The sequence below is a fragment of the Kribbella sp. NPDC050459 genome, from assembly GCF_040655315.1.
Classification (GTDB): domain Bacteria; phylum Actinomycetota; class Actinomycetes; order Propionibacteriales; family Kribbellaceae; genus Kribbella.
This window is the reverse complement of record NZ_JBFAJQ010000002.1, coordinates 479,630-500,268: the sequence shown is the minus strand read 5'-3', so window position 1 is coordinate 500,268 and position 20,639 is coordinate 479,630. Positions and strand designations below refer to the sequence as shown.

Annotated in this window: 18 protein-coding genes; 13 read left to right on the top strand and 5 right to left on the bottom strand. The window is 68.9% G+C overall.

All coding sequences use genetic code 11. The features are described from left to right. The first annotated feature begins 26 nt into the window (after positions 1–26). The 3 genes from AB0I12_RS08285 (at position 27) to AB0I12_RS08275 (ending at position 5,817) form a co-directional block, all read left to right on the top strand. On the top strand, positions 27–2,012 hold the full coding sequence (locus AB0I12_RS08285) for a thioredoxin domain-containing protein (RefSeq protein WP_359926360.1): 1,986 nt from the start codon (positions 27–29) through the stop codon (positions 2,010–2,012). A gap of 226 nt (positions 2,013–2,238) precedes the next feature. Further along, complete coding sequence (locus tag AB0I12_RS08280; RefSeq protein ID WP_359926357.1) at positions 2,239–4,314, top strand: M4 family metallopeptidase; 2,076 nt, start codon at positions 2,239–2,241, stop codon at positions 4,312–4,314. Positions 4,315–4,401: 87 nt separating this feature from the next. Then, positions 4,402–5,817 (top strand): M28 family metallopeptidase, encoded by a 1,416-nt coding sequence (locus tag AB0I12_RS08275; protein WP_359926354.1) that lies wholly within the window; start codon positions 4,402–4,404, stop codon positions 5,815–5,817. On the opposite strand, the gene AB0I12_RS08270 is transcribed toward AB0I12_RS08275, so the two are convergent. Together AB0I12_RS08270 and AB0I12_RS08265 are read right to left on the bottom strand one after the other, a co-directional pair. Beyond that, complete coding sequence (locus AB0I12_RS08270; protein ID WP_359926351.1) at positions 5,814–6,332, bottom strand: hypothetical protein; 519 nt, start codon at positions 6,330–6,332, stop codon at positions 5,814–5,816. The genes AB0I12_RS08275 and AB0I12_RS08270 overlap by 4 nt on opposite strands. Positions 6,333–6,389: 57 nt before the next feature. Then, positions 6,390–7,544 (bottom strand): phosphotransferase, encoded by a 1,155-nt coding sequence (locus AB0I12_RS08265; RefSeq protein ID WP_359926348.1) that lies wholly within the window; start codon positions 7,542–7,544, stop codon positions 6,390–6,392. Positions 7,545–7,597: 53 nt separating this feature from the next. Between AB0I12_RS08265 and AB0I12_RS08260 the strand changes: the two genes are divergently transcribed. Next, positions 7,598–8,032: a hypothetical protein gene (locus tag AB0I12_RS08260; RefSeq protein WP_359926345.1), complete on the top strand. Its 435-nt coding sequence runs from the start codon at positions 7,598–7,600 to the stop codon at positions 8,030–8,032. 200 nt (positions 8,033–8,232) lie between these two features. On the opposite strand, the gene AB0I12_RS08255 is transcribed toward AB0I12_RS08260, so the two are convergent. Then, the gene (locus tag AB0I12_RS08255; RefSeq protein ID WP_355476956.1) at positions 8,233–8,928 is read right to left on the bottom strand and encodes a hemolysin III family protein; all 696 of its coding nucleotides are present in this window, start codon (positions 8,926–8,928) and stop codon (positions 8,233–8,235) included. Positions 8,929–9,187: 259 nt separating this feature from the next. Between AB0I12_RS08255 and AB0I12_RS08250 the strand changes: the two genes are divergently transcribed. The 3 genes from AB0I12_RS08250 (at position 9,188) to AB0I12_RS08240 (ending at position 13,626) form a co-directional block, all read left to right on the top strand. Next, positions 9,188–9,967: an isoprenyl transferase gene (locus AB0I12_RS08250; RefSeq protein WP_359926342.1), complete on the top strand. Its 780-nt coding sequence runs from the start codon at positions 9,188–9,190 to the stop codon at positions 9,965–9,967. Positions 9,968–11,406: 1,439 nt separating this feature from the next. Continuing rightward, positions 11,407–12,738 (top strand): PhoH family protein, encoded by a 1,332-nt coding sequence (locus AB0I12_RS08245; protein ID WP_359926339.1) that lies wholly within the window; start codon positions 11,407–11,409, stop codon positions 12,736–12,738. 186 nt (positions 12,739–12,924) lie between these two features. After that, positions 12,925–13,626, top strand: coding sequence for a hypothetical protein (locus AB0I12_RS08240; RefSeq protein ID WP_359926336.1), 702 nt, complete (start codon positions 12,925–12,927; stop codon positions 13,624–13,626). Here the strand turns inward: AB0I12_RS08240 and AB0I12_RS08235 are convergent, their stop codons facing one another. Both AB0I12_RS08235 and AB0I12_RS08230 read right to left on the bottom strand, forming a co-directional pair. Next, the gene (locus tag AB0I12_RS08235) at positions 13,627–15,183 is read right to left on the bottom strand and encodes an alpha-L-fucosidase (protein ID WP_359926334.1); all 1,557 of its coding nucleotides are present in this window, start codon (positions 15,181–15,183) and stop codon (positions 13,627–13,629) included. It abuts the gene before it with no gap. After that, positions 15,180–15,590, bottom strand: a complete 411-nt coding sequence (locus AB0I12_RS08230) for a hypothetical protein (RefSeq protein WP_359926331.1) — start codon at positions 15,588–15,590, stop codon at positions 15,180–15,182. The genes AB0I12_RS08235 and AB0I12_RS08230 overlap by 4 nt, the downstream gene beginning before the upstream one ends. 149 nt (positions 15,591–15,739) lie before the next feature. On the opposite strand from AB0I12_RS08230, the gene AB0I12_RS08225 reads away from it, so the two are divergent. The 6 genes from AB0I12_RS08225 (at position 15,740) to AB0I12_RS08200 (ending at position 20,638) form a co-directional block, all read left to right on the top strand. Beyond that, complete coding sequence (locus AB0I12_RS08225) at positions 15,740–16,948, top strand: histidine kinase (RefSeq protein WP_359926328.1); 1,209 nt, start codon at positions 15,740–15,742, stop codon at positions 16,946–16,948. Beyond that, on the top strand, positions 16,941–17,618 hold the full coding sequence (locus AB0I12_RS08220; protein WP_359926325.1) for a response regulator transcription factor: 678 nt from the start codon (positions 16,941–16,943) through the stop codon (positions 17,616–17,618). Before AB0I12_RS08225 ends, AB0I12_RS08220 begins: the two co-directional genes overlap by 8 nt. Before the next feature lies 1 nt (position 17,619). Beyond that, positions 17,620–18,267 carry a hypothetical protein gene (locus AB0I12_RS08215; protein ID WP_359926323.1) on the top strand — a complete coding sequence of 216 codons (648 nt, stop codon included), beginning with the start codon at positions 17,620–17,622 and terminating at the stop codon, positions 18,265–18,267. 91 nt (positions 18,268–18,358) lie between these two features. Beyond that, a complete protein-coding gene (locus AB0I12_RS08210) occupies positions 18,359–19,762 on the top strand; it encodes a class II fumarate hydratase (RefSeq protein WP_359926321.1) in 1,404 nt (467 codons plus the stop codon). Beyond that, positions 19,759–20,424: a DUF402 domain-containing protein gene (locus AB0I12_RS08205; RefSeq protein ID WP_359926318.1), complete on the top strand. Its 666-nt coding sequence runs from the start codon at positions 19,759–19,761 to the stop codon at positions 20,422–20,424. The genes AB0I12_RS08210 and AB0I12_RS08205 overlap by 4 nt, the downstream gene beginning before the upstream one ends. A 55-nt stretch (positions 20,425–20,479) precedes the next feature. Continuing rightward, positions 20,480–20,638, top strand: a complete 159-nt coding sequence (locus tag AB0I12_RS08200; protein ID WP_355476938.1) for a hypothetical protein — start codon at positions 20,480–20,482, stop codon at positions 20,636–20,638. The last annotated feature ends 1 nt before the right edge of the window (position 20,639 follow it).

The following is a 20,639-nucleotide window of genomic DNA, read 5'->3' as shown; positions in this document are numbered from 1 at the left end:
AACCCCGGACGCATACGGTGGGACGTATGGCGAACGAACTCGGGCGGTCGACCAGTCCGTACCTGCGGCAGCACGCGGACAACCCGGTGGAGTGGCGGGAGTGGTCGGAGCGGGCGTTCGCCGAGGCCCGCGAGCGGGACGTGCCGGTCTTCTTGTCGGTGGGGTACTCCGCGTGTCACTGGTGTCATGTGATGGCGCACGAGTCGTTCGAGGACGCCGCGACCGCCGCGTACCTGAGCGAGCACTTCGTCAGCGTGAAGGTTGACCGCGAGGAGCGGCCGGACGTCGACGCGATCTACATGTCCGCGACCGTGGCGATGACCGGGCAGGGCGGCTGGCCGATGTCGGTGTTCCTGACACCGGCGGGCGAGCCGTTCTTCTGCGGCACGTACTTCCCGAGGGACGCCCGCGGCGGGATGGCGTCGTTCCGCCAGGTGCTGGAGGCGATCACCGACGCGTGGCAGCACCGGCGCGAGCAGCTCGACGGGATCGGGAAGCGGGTCGTCGAACAGCTCGGCGCGCACCAGCCTGCCGGCGAGGAGGCGTTCGATCTCGCCCGCGCCGTCCAGTTGCTGAAGACCGACTTCGACCCGGTCGACGCCGGCTTCGGGCGGGCCCCGAAGTTCCCGCCGTCGATGGTGCTCGACTTCCTGCTCCGGCACCATCGGCGCACCGGCGACGAGGACGCGCTCGCGATGGTCGCCCACACCTGCGACCGGATGGCCCGGGGCGGCATGTACGACCAGCTGGCCGGCGGTTTCGCCCGGTACTCCGTCGACGGGCAGTGGATCGTTCCGCACTTCGAGAAGATGCTGTACGACAACGCGCTGCTCCTCGACGTCTACACGCACTGGTGGACCCTCACCGGCGACCCGCTGGCGCGACGCGTCGCCGAGGAGACCGCCGGCTTCCTGCTCGCGGAGCTCCGGACGCCGGAGGGCGGCTTCGCCTCCGCGCTCGACGCCGATACCGAGGGCGAGGAGGGCAAGTACTACGTCTGGACGCCGGACGAGCTTCGGCAGGTGCTCGGGGACGACGCCGACTGGGTGATCGAGCTCTGCGACGTGACGGGCACGTTCGAGCACGGTACGTCGGTGTTCCAGCTTCGGCGGGATCCGGAGGACGTCGAGCGGTGGGATCGGGTGCGCTCGACGCTGGCGCAGGTGCGGAGCACGCGCACATACCCGGGCCGGGACGACAAGGTCGTTGCCGCGTGGAACGGGTTGGCGATCACGGCGCTGACGCGGGCCGGGGTGGTGCTCGACAGGCCTGAGTACGTCGAGGCCGCGGCTGCGGCGGCGCGGTTGATCCGGGAGGTGCATCTTGACGGCGCCCGGTTGTACCGGACGTCGCGGGACGGAGTGCGGGGGAGCGCGGACGGCGTACTCGAGGACTACGCGGCGTTCGCCCTGGGGTGCTTGACGCTGCTCGGTGCGACCGGTGACGTCGAGTGGTTCCGGGTGGCGGAGGGCTTGCTGGGCAGGGTTCTGGAGCAGTTTGTTGCTGATGGCTCCTACTTCGACACGGCCGCGGACGCGGAGCAGTTGGTGTGGCGGCCGCAGGACGCGACGGACAACGCGACCCCCTCGGGGGTCAGCCTGGCGGCTGAGGCCCTCATCACGTTCGCGAGCCTGACCGGATCCGACACCTACGAGACCGCCGCCCACCAGGCCCTGCAAGCCTCAGCAACCATCGCCGCCCGGGCCCCCCGCTTCGCGGGCCGCGCCCTGGCCGTCGCCGAAACAATTGCCGGAGGCCCCCTCGAGATCGCCGTCGTTGCCGCCGGCGACTCTCTCACCGGCTCGGCGCGAGAGCTTGTGCGGGTCGCGTTCGCCGACGCTCCCTGGGGTACGCCGATCGCGGCCGGGGCGTCCGGGCTCGGCGTGCCGCTGATGGACGGACGCGGGCTGGTCGGCGGATCGCCGGCGGCGTACGTGTGTCAGAAATTCACCTGCCGGCTGCCCGTGACGTTGCCGGAACACCTTCGGCAGGAGTTGCGCCCCACGGACTGATCCCGTCCCGGGCGCGGGTTTTCCCTGCGGTTTCGGCCGAATCCCTTGACTCACGGCGTACGGACGGCAACAGTCTGTCCTCAAGTCGGATGTAACAGAACTCGCATGCATCGACACGAAGTGTCACAAATGAGGCAGTGGCACTGTTGCGTCAGCATCCGGCGCGTCCCCAACTGAATTAGGTCGCTGCGCCCAAACAGCGACCACACCGTGAGGAGATGTTGTCTTGAAACGACTGACATCAGCAGGGGCGGTGGCCGTCGTCGCGGCAGCGGGTCTTGCCGCGACGTTCACCGCTTCGACCGCGGGTGCCGCCGACCGGACGGCTCCGCTCCCGGCATCCGGCTTCAACCAGCCGGCCGCCGTTCAGGCCGAACAGGCGCTGACCGCGCAGACGGCCGCCGCTCTCGGCCTCGGCACCGGCGAGCAGCTCAAGGTCCGCGACGTGGTGAAGGACGCGGACGGCACCGAGTACGTCCGCTACGACCGCACCTTCAACGGCCTCAAGGTCGTCGGCGGTGACCTGATCGTCAAGCGCAAGGGCGAGTCGATCGGGCAGGTCACCTACAACCGCGGCGCGAAGGCCGTCGCCGTCGCCACCAAGCCGACCCTGTCCCAGTCGGCCGCGCTCGCCAAAGGTGCGAAGGCCGCGGAGTTCAAGGCCACTGGCAACAAGGGGCAGTTGGTCGTCTTCGTGACGCCGACCAAGCCCGTCCTCGCGTACGAGGTGATCACGACCGGCGTGAAGGCCGACCAGACCCCGTCGGTGCTGCACTCGTTCATCGACGCCAAGTCCGGCGCGGTGCTCGACCAGGACGACGAGGTCAAGACCGGTACCGGCAACTCGATGTACTCCGGCACCGTCAGCATCGGCACGTCGGGCAGCTACACGATGAGCGACCCGAACCGCGGCGGCAACTACACCACGGACCTCAACGGTGCGACCTCCGGCAACGGCACCACGTTCACCGACCCCGACGACACCTGGGGGACCGGCGCTGCGTCGAACCGCCAGACCGCCGGTGTGGACGCGCACTACGGCGCCCAGCTGACCTGGGACTACTACAAGAACGTCCACGGCCGTAACGGCATCTTCAACAACGGCCAGGGCGCGCGGTCCCGCGTGCACTACGGCAACGCGTACGTGAACGCGTTCTGGGACGGCACCCAGATGACGTACGGCGACGGGTCGGGTAACACTCACCCGCTGACCGCGATCGACGTCGCCGGTCACGAGATGAGCCACGGTGTCACCGAGGCGACCGCGAACCTGAACTACTCCGGCGACGCCGGCGGCCTGAACGAGGCGACCTCCGACATCTTCGGTACGGCGGTCGAGTTCTCCGCGAACAACTCGTCCGACCCGGGTGACTACCTGATCGGCGAGAAGATCAACATCAACGGCAACGGCACGCCGCTGCGCTACATGGACAAGCCGTCGAAGGACGGCCGGAGCGTGGACTGCTGGTCGACCAGCACCGGCGGCCTCGACCCGCACTACTCGTCCGGCCCGCTGAACCACTGGTTCTACCTGGCCTCCGAGGGCACCGGCAGCAAGGTCATCGGCGGCGTGACGCACAGCAGCACCGCCTGCAACGGCGCCACCATCACCGGTATCGGCCGCGACGTGGCCGCCAAGGTCTGGTACCGCACGCTGAGCACCAAACTGAGCTCGGGCAGCACCTACAAGGACGCCCGTGAGGGTGCGATCAACTCCGCGAAGGAGCTGTACGGCGCGGACTCCGCGCAGTGCAAGGGCATCGAGGCCGCGTTCAACGGCATCTCGGTCCCGGCCGGTGCGGCCGCCTGCTCGGGCGGCGGCGACCCGGAGCCGCCGACCGGCGACAACCTGCTGCTGAACCCGGGCTTCGAGTCCGGCGCGGTGAACTGGACCGGCACCGCCGGCCCGATCACCAACGACTCGGGCCGCCCGGCGCGGACCGGCACCTGGAAGCTGTGGCTCGGCGGCAACGGCCGCGCCGCGGCCGAGAACGAGGCCCAGTCGGTCGCGATCCCGGCGTCGGCGACCAGCGCGACGCTGTCGTTCTGGATCCGCATCGACACCGCGGAAACCACCACCTCGACGGCGTACGACACCGCCAAGGTGCAGATCGTCGACGGTTCGACCACGACCACGCTGGCGACGTACTCGAACCTGAACAAGAACACGTCGTACGTCCAGAAGACGCTCAACGTGACGCAGTACAAGGGGAAGACGGTTTCGGTGAAGTTCGTCGGCACGGAGGACTCCTCCCTGCAGACCAGCTTCGTCATCGACGACACCTCCCTGACCGCGAGCTGACCTCGCGGGTGTTTCGTCCGGGGCGTGCGCGGCCCTCCGCCCAAGGCCCGCACGCCCCGGATTTCCTTTGCCTGAAGGAGTTCCACCATGCGCAAGTCCCTCGTCCCAGGGCTCGGCGTAGTAGCGCTCGTCGCCGGAGCAGTGCTTGTCACCGGCAACAGCGCGGTCGCGGCCGAGTCGCCCGACATCTCGGTCACCAACACCAAGGCCCACCTGGACCAGTTGCAGTCCATTGCCAACAGCAACGGCGGTAACCGGTACACCGGCCGGGCCGGCTACAAGGCCTCGGCCGACTACGTGAAGGCCAAGCTGGACGCGGCCGGGTACACCACCACCCTGCAGTCGTTCAGCACCTCGGCCGGTACGTCGTACAACGTGATCGCGGAATGGCCGCACGGCGACGCGAACCACGTCGTGATGACCGGCTCGCACCTGGACAGCGTCAGCTCCGGTCCGGGAATCAACGACAACGGCTCAGGTAGCGCCGGCGTACTCGAAACCGCCCTCGCCTACGCTGCCAGCGGCCAAACGCCCAAGAACCGGCTGCGCTTCGGCTTCTGGGGTGCCGAGGAGCTCGGGCTGCTCGGCTCGAAGTACTACGTCAACAACCTGCCCTCCGCCGAGCGCGACAAGATCGAGCTGTACCTGAACTTCGACATGATCGCGTCGCCGAACCCGGGGTACTTCGTGTACGACGACAACCCGGCCGGCGACGGCGCCCGTGACGACCTGGTCGCGTACTTCACCAGCAAGAGCGTCCAGACCGAGTTCATCGACGTCCAGGGCCGCTCCGACCACGCCGCGTTCCGGTCGTTGGGCATCCCCACGGCCGGGACCTTCTCCGGCGCCGAGGACACCAAGACGTCCGCCCAGGCGTCGAAGTGGGGCGGTACGGCGGGGAGCGCGTTCGACCCGTGCTACCACCGGTCCTGCGACACCATCAACAATCTGAACCTGACGTCGCTCGACCGCCAGATCGATGCCATCGGCCACATGATCTGGAACTACGCGCAGAAGGACTACACCGGCGGGCCGCCGCCGACCGGCGGCAACCTGCTGCAGAACCCGGGCTTCGAGTCCGGTGCGGTGAACTGGACCGGGACCACCGGCGTGATCACCAACAGCTCGTCACGTCCGGCCCACACCGGGTCGTACAAGGCATGGCTGCAGGGCAACGGCCGGAGCAGCACCGAGAACCTCGGCCAGTCGGTCGCGATCCCGGCCACGGCGACGGCGGCCTCGCTGTCGTTGTGGATCCGGATCGACACCGCCGAGACCACCTCGTCGACCGTCTACGACACCGTGAAGGTCCAGATCGTCGACGGATCCACCACGACGACGCTGGCGACGTACTCGAACCTGAACAAGAGCTCGTCGTACGTACAGAAAACGCTGGACGTCACGCAGTACAAGGGCAAGACGGTCACGGTGAAGTTCGTCGGCCAGGAGGACTCCTCGCTGCAGACGAGCTTCGTGATCGACGACGTGGCTCTGACCGCCTAAAGCTGCTTGCAGAGCTTGCCCGGCGGAATGGCGGCTTCGGTGAGCAGTTTGCTCACCGGGGCCGCCAACGGCTTCAGGTTCGGGTCCTCGATCCGGGCCGTCTTCCCGTTCGCCGACACCGCGACGATCATGTCGTCGGGGTGCTTCGCGGTCAGCTTGGTCGCGGCGACGCTCGCCCAGTCGACCTGCTGAGCGGCCGTGGTGATGGTCGTCAGCAGGCTCGGGTCGAGCTTGCACCGGATCGTTTCCTTACTGCCGCGCTTGGTCACCGTCGCGACGCCGTCCGGGCCGACCTGCACGTGGTCGTCGAAGCCGGCGAACCCGCCGGTCCTGGACACGGTCAGCGGTAGGCCGGTGCCCACCGGCGTCGACTGCGTCACGGTCGGCAGGGTGGGCGGCGGTGTCGTGCTCTGCGGCGTGCCCGCCGAACCGGACTCGCTGCCGCACCCGGTCAGCACGAGTCCGGCGACGGTCGTACACACGGCCATTGCTGCGTATCTGCTCAGGTTCGTCACGCACTATGGATACAGGGTGACGGGCCGTTCGTTGCAGCTGTGACACGACTGAAATGTTCAGATCACCGGCGACACCAGATCGACCAGCGTGCGGGTCAGCAGTACACGCTCCTCGAACAACTCCAGCGATGCGTCCGCCGTACCGAACTGCTCCAGCGGCAGCGCGGTGAACGCGGCGCGGACGAGCAGCGAGCCGAGGTACCCGTACAGCACCTGCTCCTCGTCCACCTCCATACCGTCTTCGCGCAGCCCTTCCTGAAACGCCTTCAGGATGACTTCGTGGACTGCGGGCAGCGCCTCCGGCGAGAGCTCGCCCGCGTGGGCCAGCCCGATCAGCAACTGCCCCAAGTCGAATCCGGCCGCCTGCGGGCAGTCGAAACCCCAGTCGATCGCCACGAACTCGTCCGGGCTGTCGTGCGGTACCAGCAGGTTCTGCGGGCTGGCGTCGCCGTGCTGGTAGCACTGCGGCAGCGCGTCGAGCGTGTCGAGGACCGTGGGAATGCGCTCGCCCAGTGCGAGCAGATCGTCCCGCAGGGCGTGCTCGTGGAGGTTGCACACCGCCGCCGCGAGCAGCGGCTGCCGCCAGCATTGCGGGTCGGCGAGGACCGGCAGTGCGGACTTCATGACACGGCCGTTCGCGTAGTAGCGCAACGCCGCACCGGGCGTGCTGGAAACCTCCCTGTCGAGCAGCGGCTCGACCAGGTGCGGTTGGCGGCGCGCGGACAGCCGGCCGAGCAGGTACGCCGCCCGCTCGAAGCGCTCCGGCGGCCACGGGCCCCATTCCTGGACGACGTTCTCCATCCACACAGTGCCGCGGTCGTCGTCGTACAGGTCGATGCGGTAGGCCTTCGCGAGCCGCAACCCGTCGGGCATCAGATCGCCGACGCCGCTGCGGTGCACGGCGATCTCCAGCTGCCAGGGCATGTAGTCGATGAAGCTCTGCCGGTACTCGATCGGCACGAACCGGATGATCGGCGAATGCCGGACCGACTGGAGCTTCTTCACGAAGCACGACCAGCCGGCGCCGTCGGCCGTCGTACCGAAGACGCGGTGCAAGGACTCGGTGCTCGGCGTGCCGATCGGGTAGTCGACAGGCTCGACCCGGACCGCGCCCGCGACGGCCGCCGGATCCCCGGTGATCGTCCGCACGAGCGCCGCCAGGTCGTCGGCCCCCAACGCGTCCCGGCCCAACGGTGCGAGTTCGGTGATCATGTTCCCCCCAAGGAAGTAAAGTCACCTTACTATCGGCATAGTAAAGTGGCTTTATGACCTCCGTCAACGACGATCCCCGCGTCGACCACGTGGCCGGACTGCTCGGGCAGGCGCTGCGGCGCATCCGGGCGGAGATCCTCGCTGACTCCGAGGCCCACTTCCCCGGCCTCCGCGTCTCGCACTACCGCCTCCTCGAACTGATCCCACCCGAAGGCGCCCGAATCACCGACCTCGCCGAGGTAGCGACAATGACCAAACAAGGCCTGGGCCAACACGTCGACTACCTGCAAAAACTCGGCTACACCGAGTCCGACCGCCTCCCCGACGACCGCCGCGTCCGCCTGGTCCGCCGCACCCCGCTGGGCGACGAGGCAGTCGCCTACAGCCGAGCCGCAATCGCCCGAGTAGAAGCCACCTGGACAGCCCAACTAGGCCACACCCGCTACGCAGCCCTACAACAAACCCTCCGCGAACTAGGCACCCAATAGGCCAAGCCCCCGCCCACGGCGCGGGGCGGGTCGGGTTGCCGAGTCGTGCGGATCGGCTGTTGATTCGGCGCCGTTCTCCACGACTCGCGTGTCGGGGTGCCGCCGTTCGCCACGACTCGGTGGGGACGAGGTGCTCGACGCCAAACAGACAGCCGTGTCCGGGGTGTGCCTGCACCCGTAGCCCGGCGTACGGCGGGTGGTCAGCCGGCGTGGTACGTCGCGATGCTGACGGCGATGTAGTGGCAGATGAAGGCGGCCACGGTGAAGGCGTGGAAGATCTCGTGGAAGCCGAACCAGCGGGGGGACGGGTTGGGGCGCTTGGTGCCGTAGACGACGGCGCCGATCGAGTACAGGCCGCCGCCGACCGCGATCAGCGTGACGACTGCCGCGCCGCCGGTGTGGTAGATCGCGCCCATCCAGAAGATCGCGACCCAGCCGAGGGCCAGGTAGATCGGGGTGTAGATCCACCGGGGCGCGCTGAGCCAGAAGATCCGGAACAGGATGCCGAGCACCGCGCCGCCCCAGACCAGGCTGAGCATCAGCACCCGGTCCTTGCCGTGCAGCAGCACCATGCCGAGCGGGGTGTAGGTGCCGGCGATCAGCAGGAAGATGTTGCTGTGGTCGAGCCGGCGCAGGATCGCCTCACCGGTCGGGCCCCAGTAGAACCGGTGGTACAGCGCGGAGATGCCGAACAGCAGCATCGATCCGGCGGTATAGACCGCGGCCGCCCAGCGCGCGTTCGCATGCGGGGCCAGGCAGATCAGCACGATGCCGGCGGCGGTGGCGAACGGAAAGGTGCCGGCGTGCAGCCATCCACGAAGTTTGGGCTTGAGCGGTCCGAGCCGGCCGGAGAGCCGGTGCCCGAGGTCCTGGGGCTGGGCGCTGGTAGCGGTCATCGCCGTCCTTTCGAGGGGAGTCCGGGCGGTTCATACCTACGCAACCGTAACCTACGGAACCGTAGGTTGCATCGGTCGGAAGAATGAAATGTAGGCGAAGTCACCCGGGTGCTGCAGCACTCCCGCGCTTACGATGCACGAACTCACCGAAAAGTTCGAGCTTTCCGGCAGCTTTCCGTGAGCCGCTCCAGGGCCTCTCACCGGCGGCGTTTCTGGGCTAGCCTCGTGACCGAGAGTCTTTGAGGAGAGCACCCTGCCCATGCGGACACCTGGCAAGCAGAAGCTGCGCGGCGCGATCTACGGCCTGTACGAGCGTCGGGTCCGCCGGTCCCTGTCACCGGACCGGATCCCGCGGCACATCGGCGTCATCATCGACGGCAACCGGCGCTGGGCCCGCCAGGTCGGCGATCCGGTGTCGCGCGGTCACGAGGCCGGGGCGAACAAGATCTCGGAGTTCCTGGAGTGGTGCGACGACGTCGGCGTCAAGGTCGTCACGGTGTGGATGCTGTCCACCGACAACCTGACCCGCCCGGCCGAGGAGCTCGAGCCGCTGCTGCGGATCATCGAGCAGACCGTCGAGGAGCTGACCGCGATCGGCCGCTGGCGGATCCACCCGGTCGGCGCGCTCGACCTGCTGCCGGGCACGACCGCCGAGGCACTGAAGGCGGCCGAGACGGCGACGCACGACAACCAGGGGATGCTGGTCAACGTCGCGGTCGGGTACGGCGGTCGGCGCGAGCTGGCCGACGCGGTCCGCTCGCTGCTGCTCGAGGAGGCCGCGAAGGGCATCTCGATCGAGGAACTCGCGGACCGCGTCGACGTGGAGCACATCGCGCGGCATCTGTACACGAAGGGCCAGCCGGATCCGGACCTGGTCATCCGGACGTCGGGTGAGCAGCGCCTGGGCGGCTTCCTGCTCTGGCAGAGCGCGCTGAGCGAGTTCTACTTCTGCGAGGCGCTGTGGCCGGACTTCCGGCACGTCGACTTCCTGCGCGCGATCCGGAGCTACGCGCAGCGAGAGCGTCGCTTCGGGACGTAGTGCCGCGCCCGCACCGCGAGCACGTCGTACGGCGCCGCAGGTAGTACGCGTACGTCGCGACGCCGAGCGCCGCGCCCCACGCGATCCACAGGATGCCCGGCGCGTTGGCTCCCCACATGTCACCGTCGAGCGGGGCCTGGGTGTTCATCAGCCCGGCCGGGATCAGGACGACCGACACGATCGAGGCCGGGACGATCGCGAGCAGCGGCGGTACGCGGCGGCCGGCCTTGAGCCAGATCCACCGCGGGTACACCTCGCCCCACCGGTGCACCAGGCCGTGCGTGAGGACGCCGCCGCCCAGGCCCAGGACGGCCAGGCCGAGGCCCATCTCGAGCATCCCGGGCGTGTCGGCCATCATCCGGTGGAACTCGCCGGTGATGCCGAGCGGCCAGCCGAAGTACCAGGCGATCCGGGTGAGCTCGTACGGAAGGTTCGCCACGACCGCGATCGCGACCGCCCAGCGGCCCCACCGGAGCGCAGCCTCCGGGCGCTTCCAGGCGGGCTCCGCGGCGCCACGGCCGCAGGAGACGCACGCCTCGCGGCTACGCCGGTGGTACGCGAGCGCTGTCGCCGCCCAGAGCACCCCGCCGACGAACAGGATGATCAGATTCACCCGGTGCCAGTACAGGATGTCGCCGACGCCGTCCTGCGGCCCCGGTACGCCGGTGAAGGCGAACACGATCAGTGCCGGCGCCATGGCGACCACCGCGACCAGCGTGTAGTCGGGTACGACGAGCGCGAGGCCGACCGCGAGCACGGCGGCGATCGCCTGCAGGATCGATCCGCGCGGCCTGGTGTGCGTCATCACGAGCGCGAGAACGGCGCCGCCGAGGCCGATCGCCGCCATCACGGGGGCGACGACGTGCACCGCCGTACCTTCCAGGATCGACGCCGTGGACAGGTCGTCAGGGACCCGCGCGAACGGGTAGCCGGCGCCGCCGAAGGTCCAGTACAGCCCGAGTACGCCGTACACCAGGGACCAGAGCGCGGTGGCGTACCCGGTCCACGTCGGCCAGTTCCTTGTCATGCTCCGAGTCATGCCCCGAGCCTCGTCGCGGGGCCGCCGGACCGGATCACCCGGCGGAGTGACGTGGATCCCCCGCGTGAGGGGGAAAGGCGTAACACCGTGTTAACCCCGTGGCCGGGCGTGTCGGGCTGCGCCGTTTGCAGGAGGCTCCTACCCTGACAATGACGGTCGGAGGGGAAGCCGGCTGTCCGGGAGGCCCGATCAGCTTGAGAATCGTTCGCCAGCCGGTAGCCCCATGAGGGGCCGAACGGAGTACCCGAGACGTCAGGTCTCGATCTCACTGATTCCCGTCGTTGCGTACGCGGCACGGCGGACGGGGTCTGCACCAGACCCCGAGGGCGGCACCCGGTCCACCTAACCACTGGTCGGCCGGGGCGAGGGTGCACGTCACGGCCAGAAGAGGACGTGCGACATGGCCGACAATGCCAAGGCGTCAAGTACCTCATCCACACCGGCCCAGCGCACATTCGTGCTGGACACCTCGGTGCTCCTCTCGGACCCGCACGCGATGCTGCGGTTCGACGAGCACGAGGTCGTCGTCCCGGTGGTCGTCGTCACCGAATTGGAGGCCAAACGGCATCACCCGGAACTCGGCTACTTCGCCCGTACGGCGCTGCGACTGCTCGACGAGCTCCGGATCCTGCACGGACGTCTGGATGCGCCCCTGCCAGTGGGGGAGAAGGGTGGAACCCTCCGGGTCGAGCTGAACCACACCGACCCGGAGACGCTGCCGGCCGGTTTCCGGCTCGGCGACAACGACAGCCGGATCCTGGCCGTGGCCTGCAACTTCATGGCCGAGGGCAAGGACGTCACGCTGGTCTCGAAGGACCTGCCGATGCGGGTCAAGGCGTCGGCGTGCGGCCTGCTCGCCGAGGAGTACCGCGCCGAGCTGACGCTGGAGTCCGGCTGGACCGGGATGGCGGAGCTCGAGGTCGAGACGCATGTCGTCGACGACCTGTACGAGAACGGTTCGGTCGAGCTGCCCGCCGCCGGCGAGTTCCCGACCCACACCGGGCTGGTGATGCTGTCCGACCGGGGCAGCGCGCTCGGCCGGGTGATGCCGGACAAGCGGATCCGGCTGGTCCGCGGCGACCGCGAGGCGTTCGGGATCCGCGGCCGGTCGGCCGAGCAGCGGGTCGCGCTGGACCTGTTGCTGGACCCGGACGTCGGGATCATCTCGCTCGGCGGCCGCGCCGGTACCGGTAAGTCCGCGCTCGCGCTGTGCGCCGGGCTGGAGTCGGTGATGGAGCGCCGCCAGCACAAGAAGGTGGTCGTCTTCCGGCCGCTGTTCGCGGTCGGCGGCCAGGAGCTCGGGTACCTGCCGGGCAGCGAGTCGGAGAAGATGCAGCCGTGGGCCCAGGCCGTGTACGACACGCTCGGCGCGCTGACCAGCGGTGACGTGATCGACGAGGTGATCGATCGCGGGATGCTCGAGGTGCTGCCGCTGACCCACATCCGGGGCCGGTCGCTGCACGACGCGTTCGTGATCGTCGACGAGGCGCAGTCGCTGGAGCGCAACGTGCTGCTCACGGTGCTGTCCCGGGTCGGCGCCAACTCACGGGTGGTGCTCACCCACGACGTCGCCCAGCGGGACAACCTGCGGGTCGGCCGGCACGACGGCGTGGTCGCGGTCGTCGAGCAGCTCAAGGGTCACCCGCTGTTCGCGCACGTGACGCTGACCCGCTCGGAGCGGTCGCCGATCGCGGCGCTGGTCACCGAGATGCTGGACGATCTGCAGCTGTGACCGGGGCGGTGTAAGGAGCGTTACGTTTCTTAGGTAATAGCTTTCTGTAAAGCGGGAGTAAGAACGGTGCGGTCGCCACGCGGCGGCCGCACCGTTCGTTCGTGACCTGCTTGTGATCACGGACGGTTTACGTCAGAGTATGTTCTCGTTGCAGCCGACGGGGGTCGGGTTTTCTCGGAAGGACAGATGAAAGCGAAGCGCTCCGTCGCGGTTCTCGCAGTCACCGGAATCGCCGTGGTCTCCGTTGTCGCCGGTGTCGACCTCTTCAGCTCTCCTGGGAGCAGCAGTGCGTCGGAGAAGGTGTCCGGGCGGGCCGAGATGGCCGTGCTGAACAGTGGGAAGGCCATCCCGTCCGCGACCACGCCGTCGGCCAAGGAGAAGTCGGCCGCCGAGATCGCCGCCGAGGCGGTCCGGATGCGGAACCAGGTCGAGGCCATCGAGCAGCAGCGCACCGCGCTGCAGGACGCGGCCGACCAGAAGATGAAGGCCAGGAACACGGCTTTGCTGCGCTACAAGGCACTCAAGGAGGCGAGCCGGGACGCCGCCGAGGAGCGGGCCAGCCGGGACGCCGAGCGGAAGAAGTACGAGGGCACGCCGAAGGAGGTCGCGATGAACCTCCTCCCCGACCACGGCTGGAGCCAGAGCCAGTTCAGCTGCCTGGAGAAGCTCTGGAACAAGGAGTCCCGCTGGAAGGTCAACGCCGACAACCCGACGTCGACGGCGTACGGCATCCCGCAGGCGCTGCCGGGCAACCGGATGGCGGCGTACGGCAAGGACTGGCGGACCAACCCGGTCACCCAGATCAAGTGGGGCCTGGACTACATCGAGGCCACGTACGGCTCGCCGTGCAAGGCGTGGAACCACTCCCAGAACAGCGGCTGGTACTGATCACCCGATCCTGAAGGCCGGCGCGTAGGTCCCGTCGCCGGCCGCCTTCAGGACGGTGTCCCCGGTGGTTGTCGTCATCGCCACCGGACCTGCCCCGAGACGCTTCGCGGACCCGGAGAGTGCGACGTCCTTGATGACGATGTCGCCCCGCGGCCGGCCGAGGACGACGGCGTACACCGCCTTGCCCTTCTGGGTGAACACGACCTGGTCGCCGGCGGCTGTGGTCGTCGATGACCGTGTCCACGGTCGCGTTCCGTCCAGGGCCTCCCGGTTGACCTTCAGCCACGCCCCGATGTCGGAGAGCCGGCTCCACTGCTCAGGGACGATGTCGCCGGCTCCGCCGCTCGGTCCGACGTTCAGCAACAGCGAACCGTTGTTGGCGGCGCCTTTGGCGAGTGCTGCGATCAGCTCGGCCGAGCCGGTGTAGTCGTCCCCGGTCTCCTCGCGGTTGTAGCCGAACGAGCCGCCGATGCCGCGGTCCTGCTGCCAGAACTTGTCCTGGATGGTGTCGAAGTCGGCGTACTCCGGCGTCCGGAAGTCACTGTGCGGTGCGGGCTTCTGGGTGTTGATGCCGTCCGCGACACCGGGCTGCTTGAACAGGCCCTTCATGAGCTGGTCGAAGCCCCAGCGCATCGGCTTAGGGCCCATCAGTTGCCGGCCGAACGACGCCGTACTCCAGCGGTCGTCGACGACACCCTCCGGGACGGTGTTGTAGTAGTCCGCTAACAGGGCGTAGAGCCGCTTGGACCCGGTCGGCCAGGCGATGTCGTTCCAGAGGATGTCAGGCTTGTACCGCGTGATCAGCTCACGCACCTGCGCGACGGCGTACTTGCGGTAGTCCTCGCCGTAGTGCAGGTACACGTAGTCGCCGAGGGTCTTCACAGTCTTGCGCTGGAACGTCCAGTCGACGCCGCCGGAGTAGTAGACGCCGAACTTCAGGCCCTGCTTGCGCACTGCCGCGGCCAGCTCGCCCATCAGGTCCCGCTGGGCGTGGAAGTCCGGTGCGTGCGGGTTGCGGACCTGGGTCGGCCACAAGGAGTACCCGTCGGCGTACTTGGCCGTCACCACGATGTACGAGGCCCCGGCCGCCTTGAACTGCGCTGCCCAGCGATCGGGGTCCCACTTCGCGAGACCGGCGTCGAACTGCTGCGTGAAGTCGCCGTACGGCGCGTGGCCGTAGTGCTCCCGGTGGTACTGCGCGGTCGGCGAGGCCGGGTCCTTCATCGCGTTCGCGTAGTCCTCGGCGTACGGGTTGTGGGTCATCGCGTGCCCGTACTGCGTCTCGAGCAGCTTGCTGAACGTGGTGCCCTTCGGCGCGAACCCCGGCACCGAGTAGAGCCCCCAGTGGATCATGATCCCGAACTTGGCATCGGCGAACCACTGCGGCAGCGGATGCTTGTTCAGCGACTCCACAGTCGCCTCGTACGGCCCCTCGGTGGTCATGTCGGCCCGCCGGTCGTCCTGCCAGGTCCACACGGCCGAACACCCGACGAAGATCAGCACCAGGACGACGACCACCAGCGCGAACCGCAGCAGAAATCTCCCGACGCGCCTCATGCCGTGCACCCGCGCGCGCCGGCGAGCCATTGGGTGAGGCGACCGCTCCACTGGGCATTGTCGGTGCGTTCGGTGAACCAGCGGTGGTTCACGAGCAGGTACAGCACGGTGCCGGATCGCAGTTCGAGGACCAGCGGTGCGCCGAGCGTCTTGGATCCACCGCCGAGGAAGCGGCCGTACAGGTCGGTGAAGTCGTTGCTCACCGACGCCAGCTCGGCGGGATGGACGGAGACGTCGCGGCCGTGGTCCCAGCCGGTCAGCTCCAGATGACTCAGGTGCAGCCGGATCGTGCCGGAGCGCGGGAAGATCGCGCGCTGGTCGACGGCGGCCCTGAACGAGCCCCACCAGGTGCGGGCGGCCAGTTCCGCGGCGGTCGTGCCACGGAAGGTGCTTTCGGCAAGAATCATGCCTGCAACCCTGCCGCCGGCCAGCCGCCCGGCGGATCAGCCCGCCGTACGCCGTCAGCGTCGTTCGGTGGACTCGCGCCTCCACCGAAAGTCTCGTCATACGCCGTCGAGCCGGTGAAGCGGGCCGTCGAGGCGCTACCGTCGTTCGGGTGGACACGGGGATCGTCGCCGCGCTGATCGCGCCTGGATCGCGAGCGGCGCCGGGGTACGGACGGCTGACGCCGCGGGACCGGGTGGTGGACGTCGCCTGCGTGCTGATCGCGTCCCTGTTCGGGCTGGTCGCGGTGGGAGACAACGACCCGGCGCCCCGGATCGGTCCACTGCCGCACTGGCTCGATCTGACCCTGTGCATCGCCGGGGCGCTCTCACTGCTCGTCCGCCGCCGCTGGCCGATCGGGCTGGCCGTGCTGATGATCCTTGCGTCCACTCTGGTGCCTTCGGTCGGTGCAGCGGGCGGTCTGGCGCTCTTCAACGTCGCGGTGCACAGACGTCCGGCTGTCAGCCTCTCGCTGGGTGCTGTGGCGATGGCGTCCTGCATGCTGCAGTTCTGGCTCTATCCGTTGGCTGACGTGCCTAACGCGTACTGGATCGCTGTGACTCTCACTGCGCTGGCCTGTCTGGCGCTGGTTGCCTGGGGCATCGTGGTCCGGACCAGGCGGCAGCTGATGGCCTCGTTGACCGACCGCGCCGTCCGCGCCGAGGCGGAGCAGCAGTTGCGTGTCGAGCAGGGGCAGCGGCTGGAGCGGGAGCGGATCGCGCGGGAGATGCATGACGCGCTCGGGCATCGGCTGTCGTTGCTCAGCATCCATGCGGGCGCGCTGGAGTTCCGGCCGGACATGCCGACCGACGAGCTGTCACGCGCGGCCGGCGTGATTCGCTCCAGTGCCCGCGACTGCGTGGACGACCTGCGCGAGATCGTCGGCGTACTGCGGTCTCAGCACACCGCCGACGGGCCACGCCGGGGGATTGCCGAGCTGGATGCGTTGCTGGACGAGTCACGGGCCGCCGGGATGAGGATCGAGCTCGAGACAGGAGTCGAGCTCAGCGAGGTGCCGGACACGATCGGGCGGCATGCGTACCGGATCGTCCAGGAGGGACTGACGAACGCGCGCAAGCACGCACCCCACCAGACGGTCCGGGTGCTGCTGAGGGGTGCGCCGGGCACAGGGCTCTCGGTGGAGGTGTCGAATCCTTTGGAGCAAGGTGTCGCAGCCCCGGGCTCACGGGTGGGCCTCATCGGACTGGCGGAGCGGGCGTCGCTGGCGGGTGGGCGGTTCGAGCACGGGGCAACGGCTGACGGAGAGTTTCGGCTGGCGGCCTGGCTGCCCTGGGTGGCCTACGATGACGGCCGTGAGTGAACCGGTCCGGCTGCTGGTGGTCGACGACGACCCACTGGTCCGGGCAGGCCTGTCCAGCATGCTGTCCGGCGCACCGGAGCTCGAGCTGGTCGGTGTGGCCGCCGATGGGCAGGAGGCTGTCGATGCGGTCCGCGACCTGCGCCCGGACGTCGTACTGATGGACATCGGCATGCCGGTGCTGGACGGGGTTGCCGCGACTGAGGCGATTCGGCGGCGGACTGCGGCGCCGGACGTGGTCATGCTGACCACTTTCGGGTCGGACGAGGACCTGCTGCGGGCGTTGCGTGCCGGTGCGTCCGGTTACCTGCTGAAGGACGCTGCGCCGGCCGAGATCGTCGCAGCGGTGCTGAAGGTGGCTGCTGGTGAGTCCGTGCTCTCACCACAGGCCACCCGGCAGCTCATGGACCATGTCGGCGCCGCCGACCAGGACAGCCGCCGTACGACGGCTTGCGCGGCGCTGGCGCAGCTGACCGAGCGAGAGCGGGACGTGGTGCTGGCTGTGGCTGAAGGAAGGAGCAACGCCGAGGTGGCGACCGCCCTGGACGTCGGGATCGCCACGGTGAAGACACACCTGACGAACTCCCTCACCAAGCTCCAGTTGACCAACCGCGTGCAGCTGGCGCTGCTGGCCCACGACGCGGGGCTGACCAATCAGAGTGGCGGCGTGTGACATGGCAGAGATCGCGCGGGGCCACAGTGAGCGCGGAGAGCTCGTGCTGCGGCGCCGGGAGGACGACGGCGCGCTGGAGCTGCGGGTCAACGGCGTGTTCGTGATGGACGACCGGGAGACGTCGAGCGAGGAGTTGCTGGCGTCGGCTGCACTGGAGGCGGTGCAGCGGCCCGACCGGGTGCTGGTCGGGGGACTCGGCCTCGGGTACACGGTCCGCGCGCTGCTCGCCGACGACCGGCTCGGCGAGGTGGTGGTCGCGGAGATCGAGCCGGACCTGGTGTCGTGGATGCGCTCCGGCCTGGTCCCGTCGATCCTCGGCGACCCGCGGGTCGCGGTCGTCGTCGGCGACGTCCGCGCGGTCGTCACGGACCTCCCCGACGCGTCCGTCGACGCGATCCTGCTGGACGTCGACAACGGCCCGGACTTCCTTGTCTACAACGAGAACTCGACCATCTACACGTCCGGCTTCCTCACCACCTGCCGGGCCAAGCTGCGTGCCGGCGGCGTCCTCACCGTGTGGTCCTCGTCCGCGTCGGCCGCCCTGGAGACCGCCGTCGGCGCCGTGTTCGGCACGTGCGACGTCAAACCCGTGCCGGTCCAGCTCCAGGGCCGCGACGAGCTGTACTACGTCTATCAGGGCAGCTCGTAGCCGATCATCACCTGCGGGGCATCGCTGTGTCGTTGTCCACAGCTTGTCCATCAGGGCGTTCCGGCAACGGTGAGCGACGTACTCTGCAGGTATGGGTGATGACGTGGAATTCCGGATCGAGCACGACACGATGGGCGAGGTCAAGGTGCCCCGCGACGCGTTGTGGCGGGCGCAGACGCAGCGCGCGGTGGAGAACTTCCCGATCTCCGGGCGGCCGCTGGCGCCGGAGCTCGTGCACGCGCTCGCCCAGATCAAGGCCTCGGCCGCGGTCGTGAACGCGTCGCTCGGGGTGCTCGACGCCGACCGGTCCGCCGCGATCGCGGCCGCCGCGGACCAGGTGACCGCGGGGCAGTTCGACGCGGAGTTCCCGATCGACGTCTTCCAGACCGGTTCCGGCACGTCGACGAACATGAACGTCAACGAGGTCCTGGCCACCCTCGCCACCCGCGCGCTCGGCGCCGACGTGCACCCGAACGATCACGTCAACGCGTCGCAGTCCAGCAACGACACCTTCCCGTCGGCGATCCACGTCGCCGCCACGGCGGGGGTCGTCCAGGAGCTGCTGCCGGCCCTCGAGCATCTCGCGGATTCCCTGTCCCGCAAGGGATCCGAGTTCGCCGAGGTGGTGAAGTCCGGACGCACGCACCTGATGGACGCGACGCCGGTGACGCTCGGCCAGGAGTTCGACGGGTATGCCCAGCAGATCCGCCGCGGCGCCGCGCGCGTGCGGGCCACGCTGCCCCGGGTCGCCGAGCTGCCGCTCGGCGGGACGGCGGTCGGTACCGGGATCAACACACCGCCGGGGTTCGCGGCAGCCGTCATCACCGAGCTGAACCGCCGCACCGGGCTGGAGCTGACCGAGGCCGAGGACCACTTCGAGGCCCAGGGGGCGCGCGACGGACTGGTCGAGCTGTCCGGGCAGCTGAAGACGGTCGCGGTCAGCCTGACGAAGATCAGCAACGACCTGCGCTGGATGGGCTCCGGCCCGCGCGCCGGGCTCGGCGAGATCGCGCTGCCGGACCTGCAGCCCGGGTCGAGCATCATGCCCGGCAAGGTGAACCCGGTGATCTGCGAGGCGACGCTGATGGTCGCCGCGCAGGTGATCGGCAACGACACCACGATCACCGTGGCCGGTGCCGGCGGCAACTTCGAGCTGAACGTGATGCTCCCGGTGATCGCGCGCAACCTGCTCGAGTCGATCAGCCTGCTGGCCAACAGCTCCCGGCTGCTCGCCGACCGCTGCGTCGACGGCATCACGGCGAACGTCGGCCACGCCCGCGCGCTGGCCGAGTCGTCCCCGTCGATCGTGACGCCCCTGAACCGCTACATCGGCTACGAGAACGCCGCCGCGGTCGCCAAGAGCGCCCTGAAACAAGGCAAGACGATCCGCGAGGTCGTGATCGAGAACGGGCACGTCGAGAAGGGCGACCTCACCGAGGAGCAGCTGGACGCGGCCCTCGACGTCCTGTCCATGACCCGGCCGGCGCAGTCGTGACGTTCTGGGAGCCCGGCACGACGATCGAGTGGGTGTACGAAGGGCCCGGACAGCACGCCGACAAGCCGCTCGTGCGGCCGATGACGGTGGTGCGTGACGACGCCGACGGGCTGGTCGCCTGGCTCGCCCCCGGGACGCCGTTGCTCAAACCGGTGCTCGTCGACGGGCGGGAGATCCGGCACGCCGGTCCGGTCGCGATGTTCACCGCGGAGCGGGTGCTGAAGCTCGACGTCTGGCGCGGGACCGGGATCCTCAAGGTGTCGCCGCCCGGCAAGCCGTGGTCGGTCTGGTACTTCTGGGACGATGACGCGACGTTCCGCGGGTGGTACGTGAACCTCGAGCGCGAACACGTCCGCGACCGGGCGGCACGCCGTACGAGCACGGTCGATCATGTGCTTGACCTGTGGATCAACCCTGACCGCACGATCGAGTGGAAGGACGAGGACGAGCTCGAGGGAGCGGTCAGCGCCGGACGTTTCAGCGCCGCCGAGGCCGAGCGGATCGTCGCCGACGCGCACCTGGCGATCCGCGACGTCGAGGCCTGGACGGCGCCGTTCTCCGGCGGCTGGGAGTCCTGGTCGGCGCCGGCGGCCTGGCGGCTGCCCGTCGCGCCGACGACGCATCAGCCGACCTGGATCGCCGAGGAGCTGCACAGCCGCTGACAACAGGTAGGTCACGAGCGCTTGTCACCGGCGGGATTGGTCTTAGCTTGGAAGTATGTACACCATCGAGCTGCAGGCCGACGAGCTTCAGATGCTGCGCTCGGCCCTTGGGTGCTACCTCCAGGCGTTCGGACACAACGAGGCAGACCTGGTCAAAGCGGCCAGAGCCCTGCTGATGAAGCTCCCGGAGGAGATCGAGACCAAGGCCGGCTGAG

Bases quoted from the DNA above. Each gene is read 5' to 3' on its own strand.
- AB0I12_RS08215 (WP_359926323.1), top strand. From the start codon at position 17,620: ATGGCAGAGATCGCGCGGGGCCACAGTGAGCGCGGAGAGCTCGTGCTG.
- AB0I12_RS08285 (WP_359926360.1), top strand. From the start codon at position 27: ATGGCGAACGAACTCGGGCGGTCGACCAGTCCGTACCTGCGGCAGCAC.
- AB0I12_RS08210 (WP_359926321.1), top strand. From the start codon at position 18,359: ATGGGTGATGACGTGGAATTCCGGATCGAGCACGACACGATGGGCGAG.
- AB0I12_RS08200 (WP_355476938.1), top strand. From the start codon at position 20,480: ATGTACACCATCGAGCTGCAGGCCGACGAGCTTCAGATGCTGCGCTCG.
- AB0I12_RS08265 (WP_359926348.1), bottom strand. From the start codon at position 7,544: ATGATCACCGAACTCGCACCGTTGGGCCGGGACGCGTTGGGGGCCGAC.
- AB0I12_RS08250 (WP_359926342.1), top strand. From the start codon at position 9,188: ATGCGGACACCTGGCAAGCAGAAGCTGCGCGGCGCGATCTACGGCCTG.
- AB0I12_RS08235 (WP_359926334.1), bottom strand. From the start codon at position 15,183: ATGAGGCGCGTCGGGAGATTTCTGCTGCGGTTCGCGCTGGTGGTCGTC.
- AB0I12_RS08230 (WP_359926331.1), bottom strand. From the start codon at position 15,590: ATGATTCTTGCCGAAAGCACCTTCCGTGGCACGACCGCCGCGGAACTG.
- AB0I12_RS08260 (WP_359926345.1), top strand. From the start codon at position 7,598: ATGACCTCCGTCAACGACGATCCCCGCGTCGACCACGTGGCCGGACTG.
- AB0I12_RS08255 (WP_355476956.1), bottom strand. From the start codon at position 8,928: ATGACCGCTACCAGCGCCCAGCCCCAGGACCTCGGGCACCGGCTCTCC.
- AB0I12_RS08275 (WP_359926354.1), top strand. From the start codon at position 4,402: ATGCGCAAGTCCCTCGTCCCAGGGCTCGGCGTAGTAGCGCTCGTCGCC.
- AB0I12_RS08240 (WP_359926336.1), top strand. From the start codon at position 12,925: ATGAAAGCGAAGCGCTCCGTCGCGGTTCTCGCAGTCACCGGAATCGCC.
- AB0I12_RS08245 (WP_359926339.1), top strand. From the start codon at position 11,407: ATGGCCGACAATGCCAAGGCGTCAAGTACCTCATCCACACCGGCCCAG.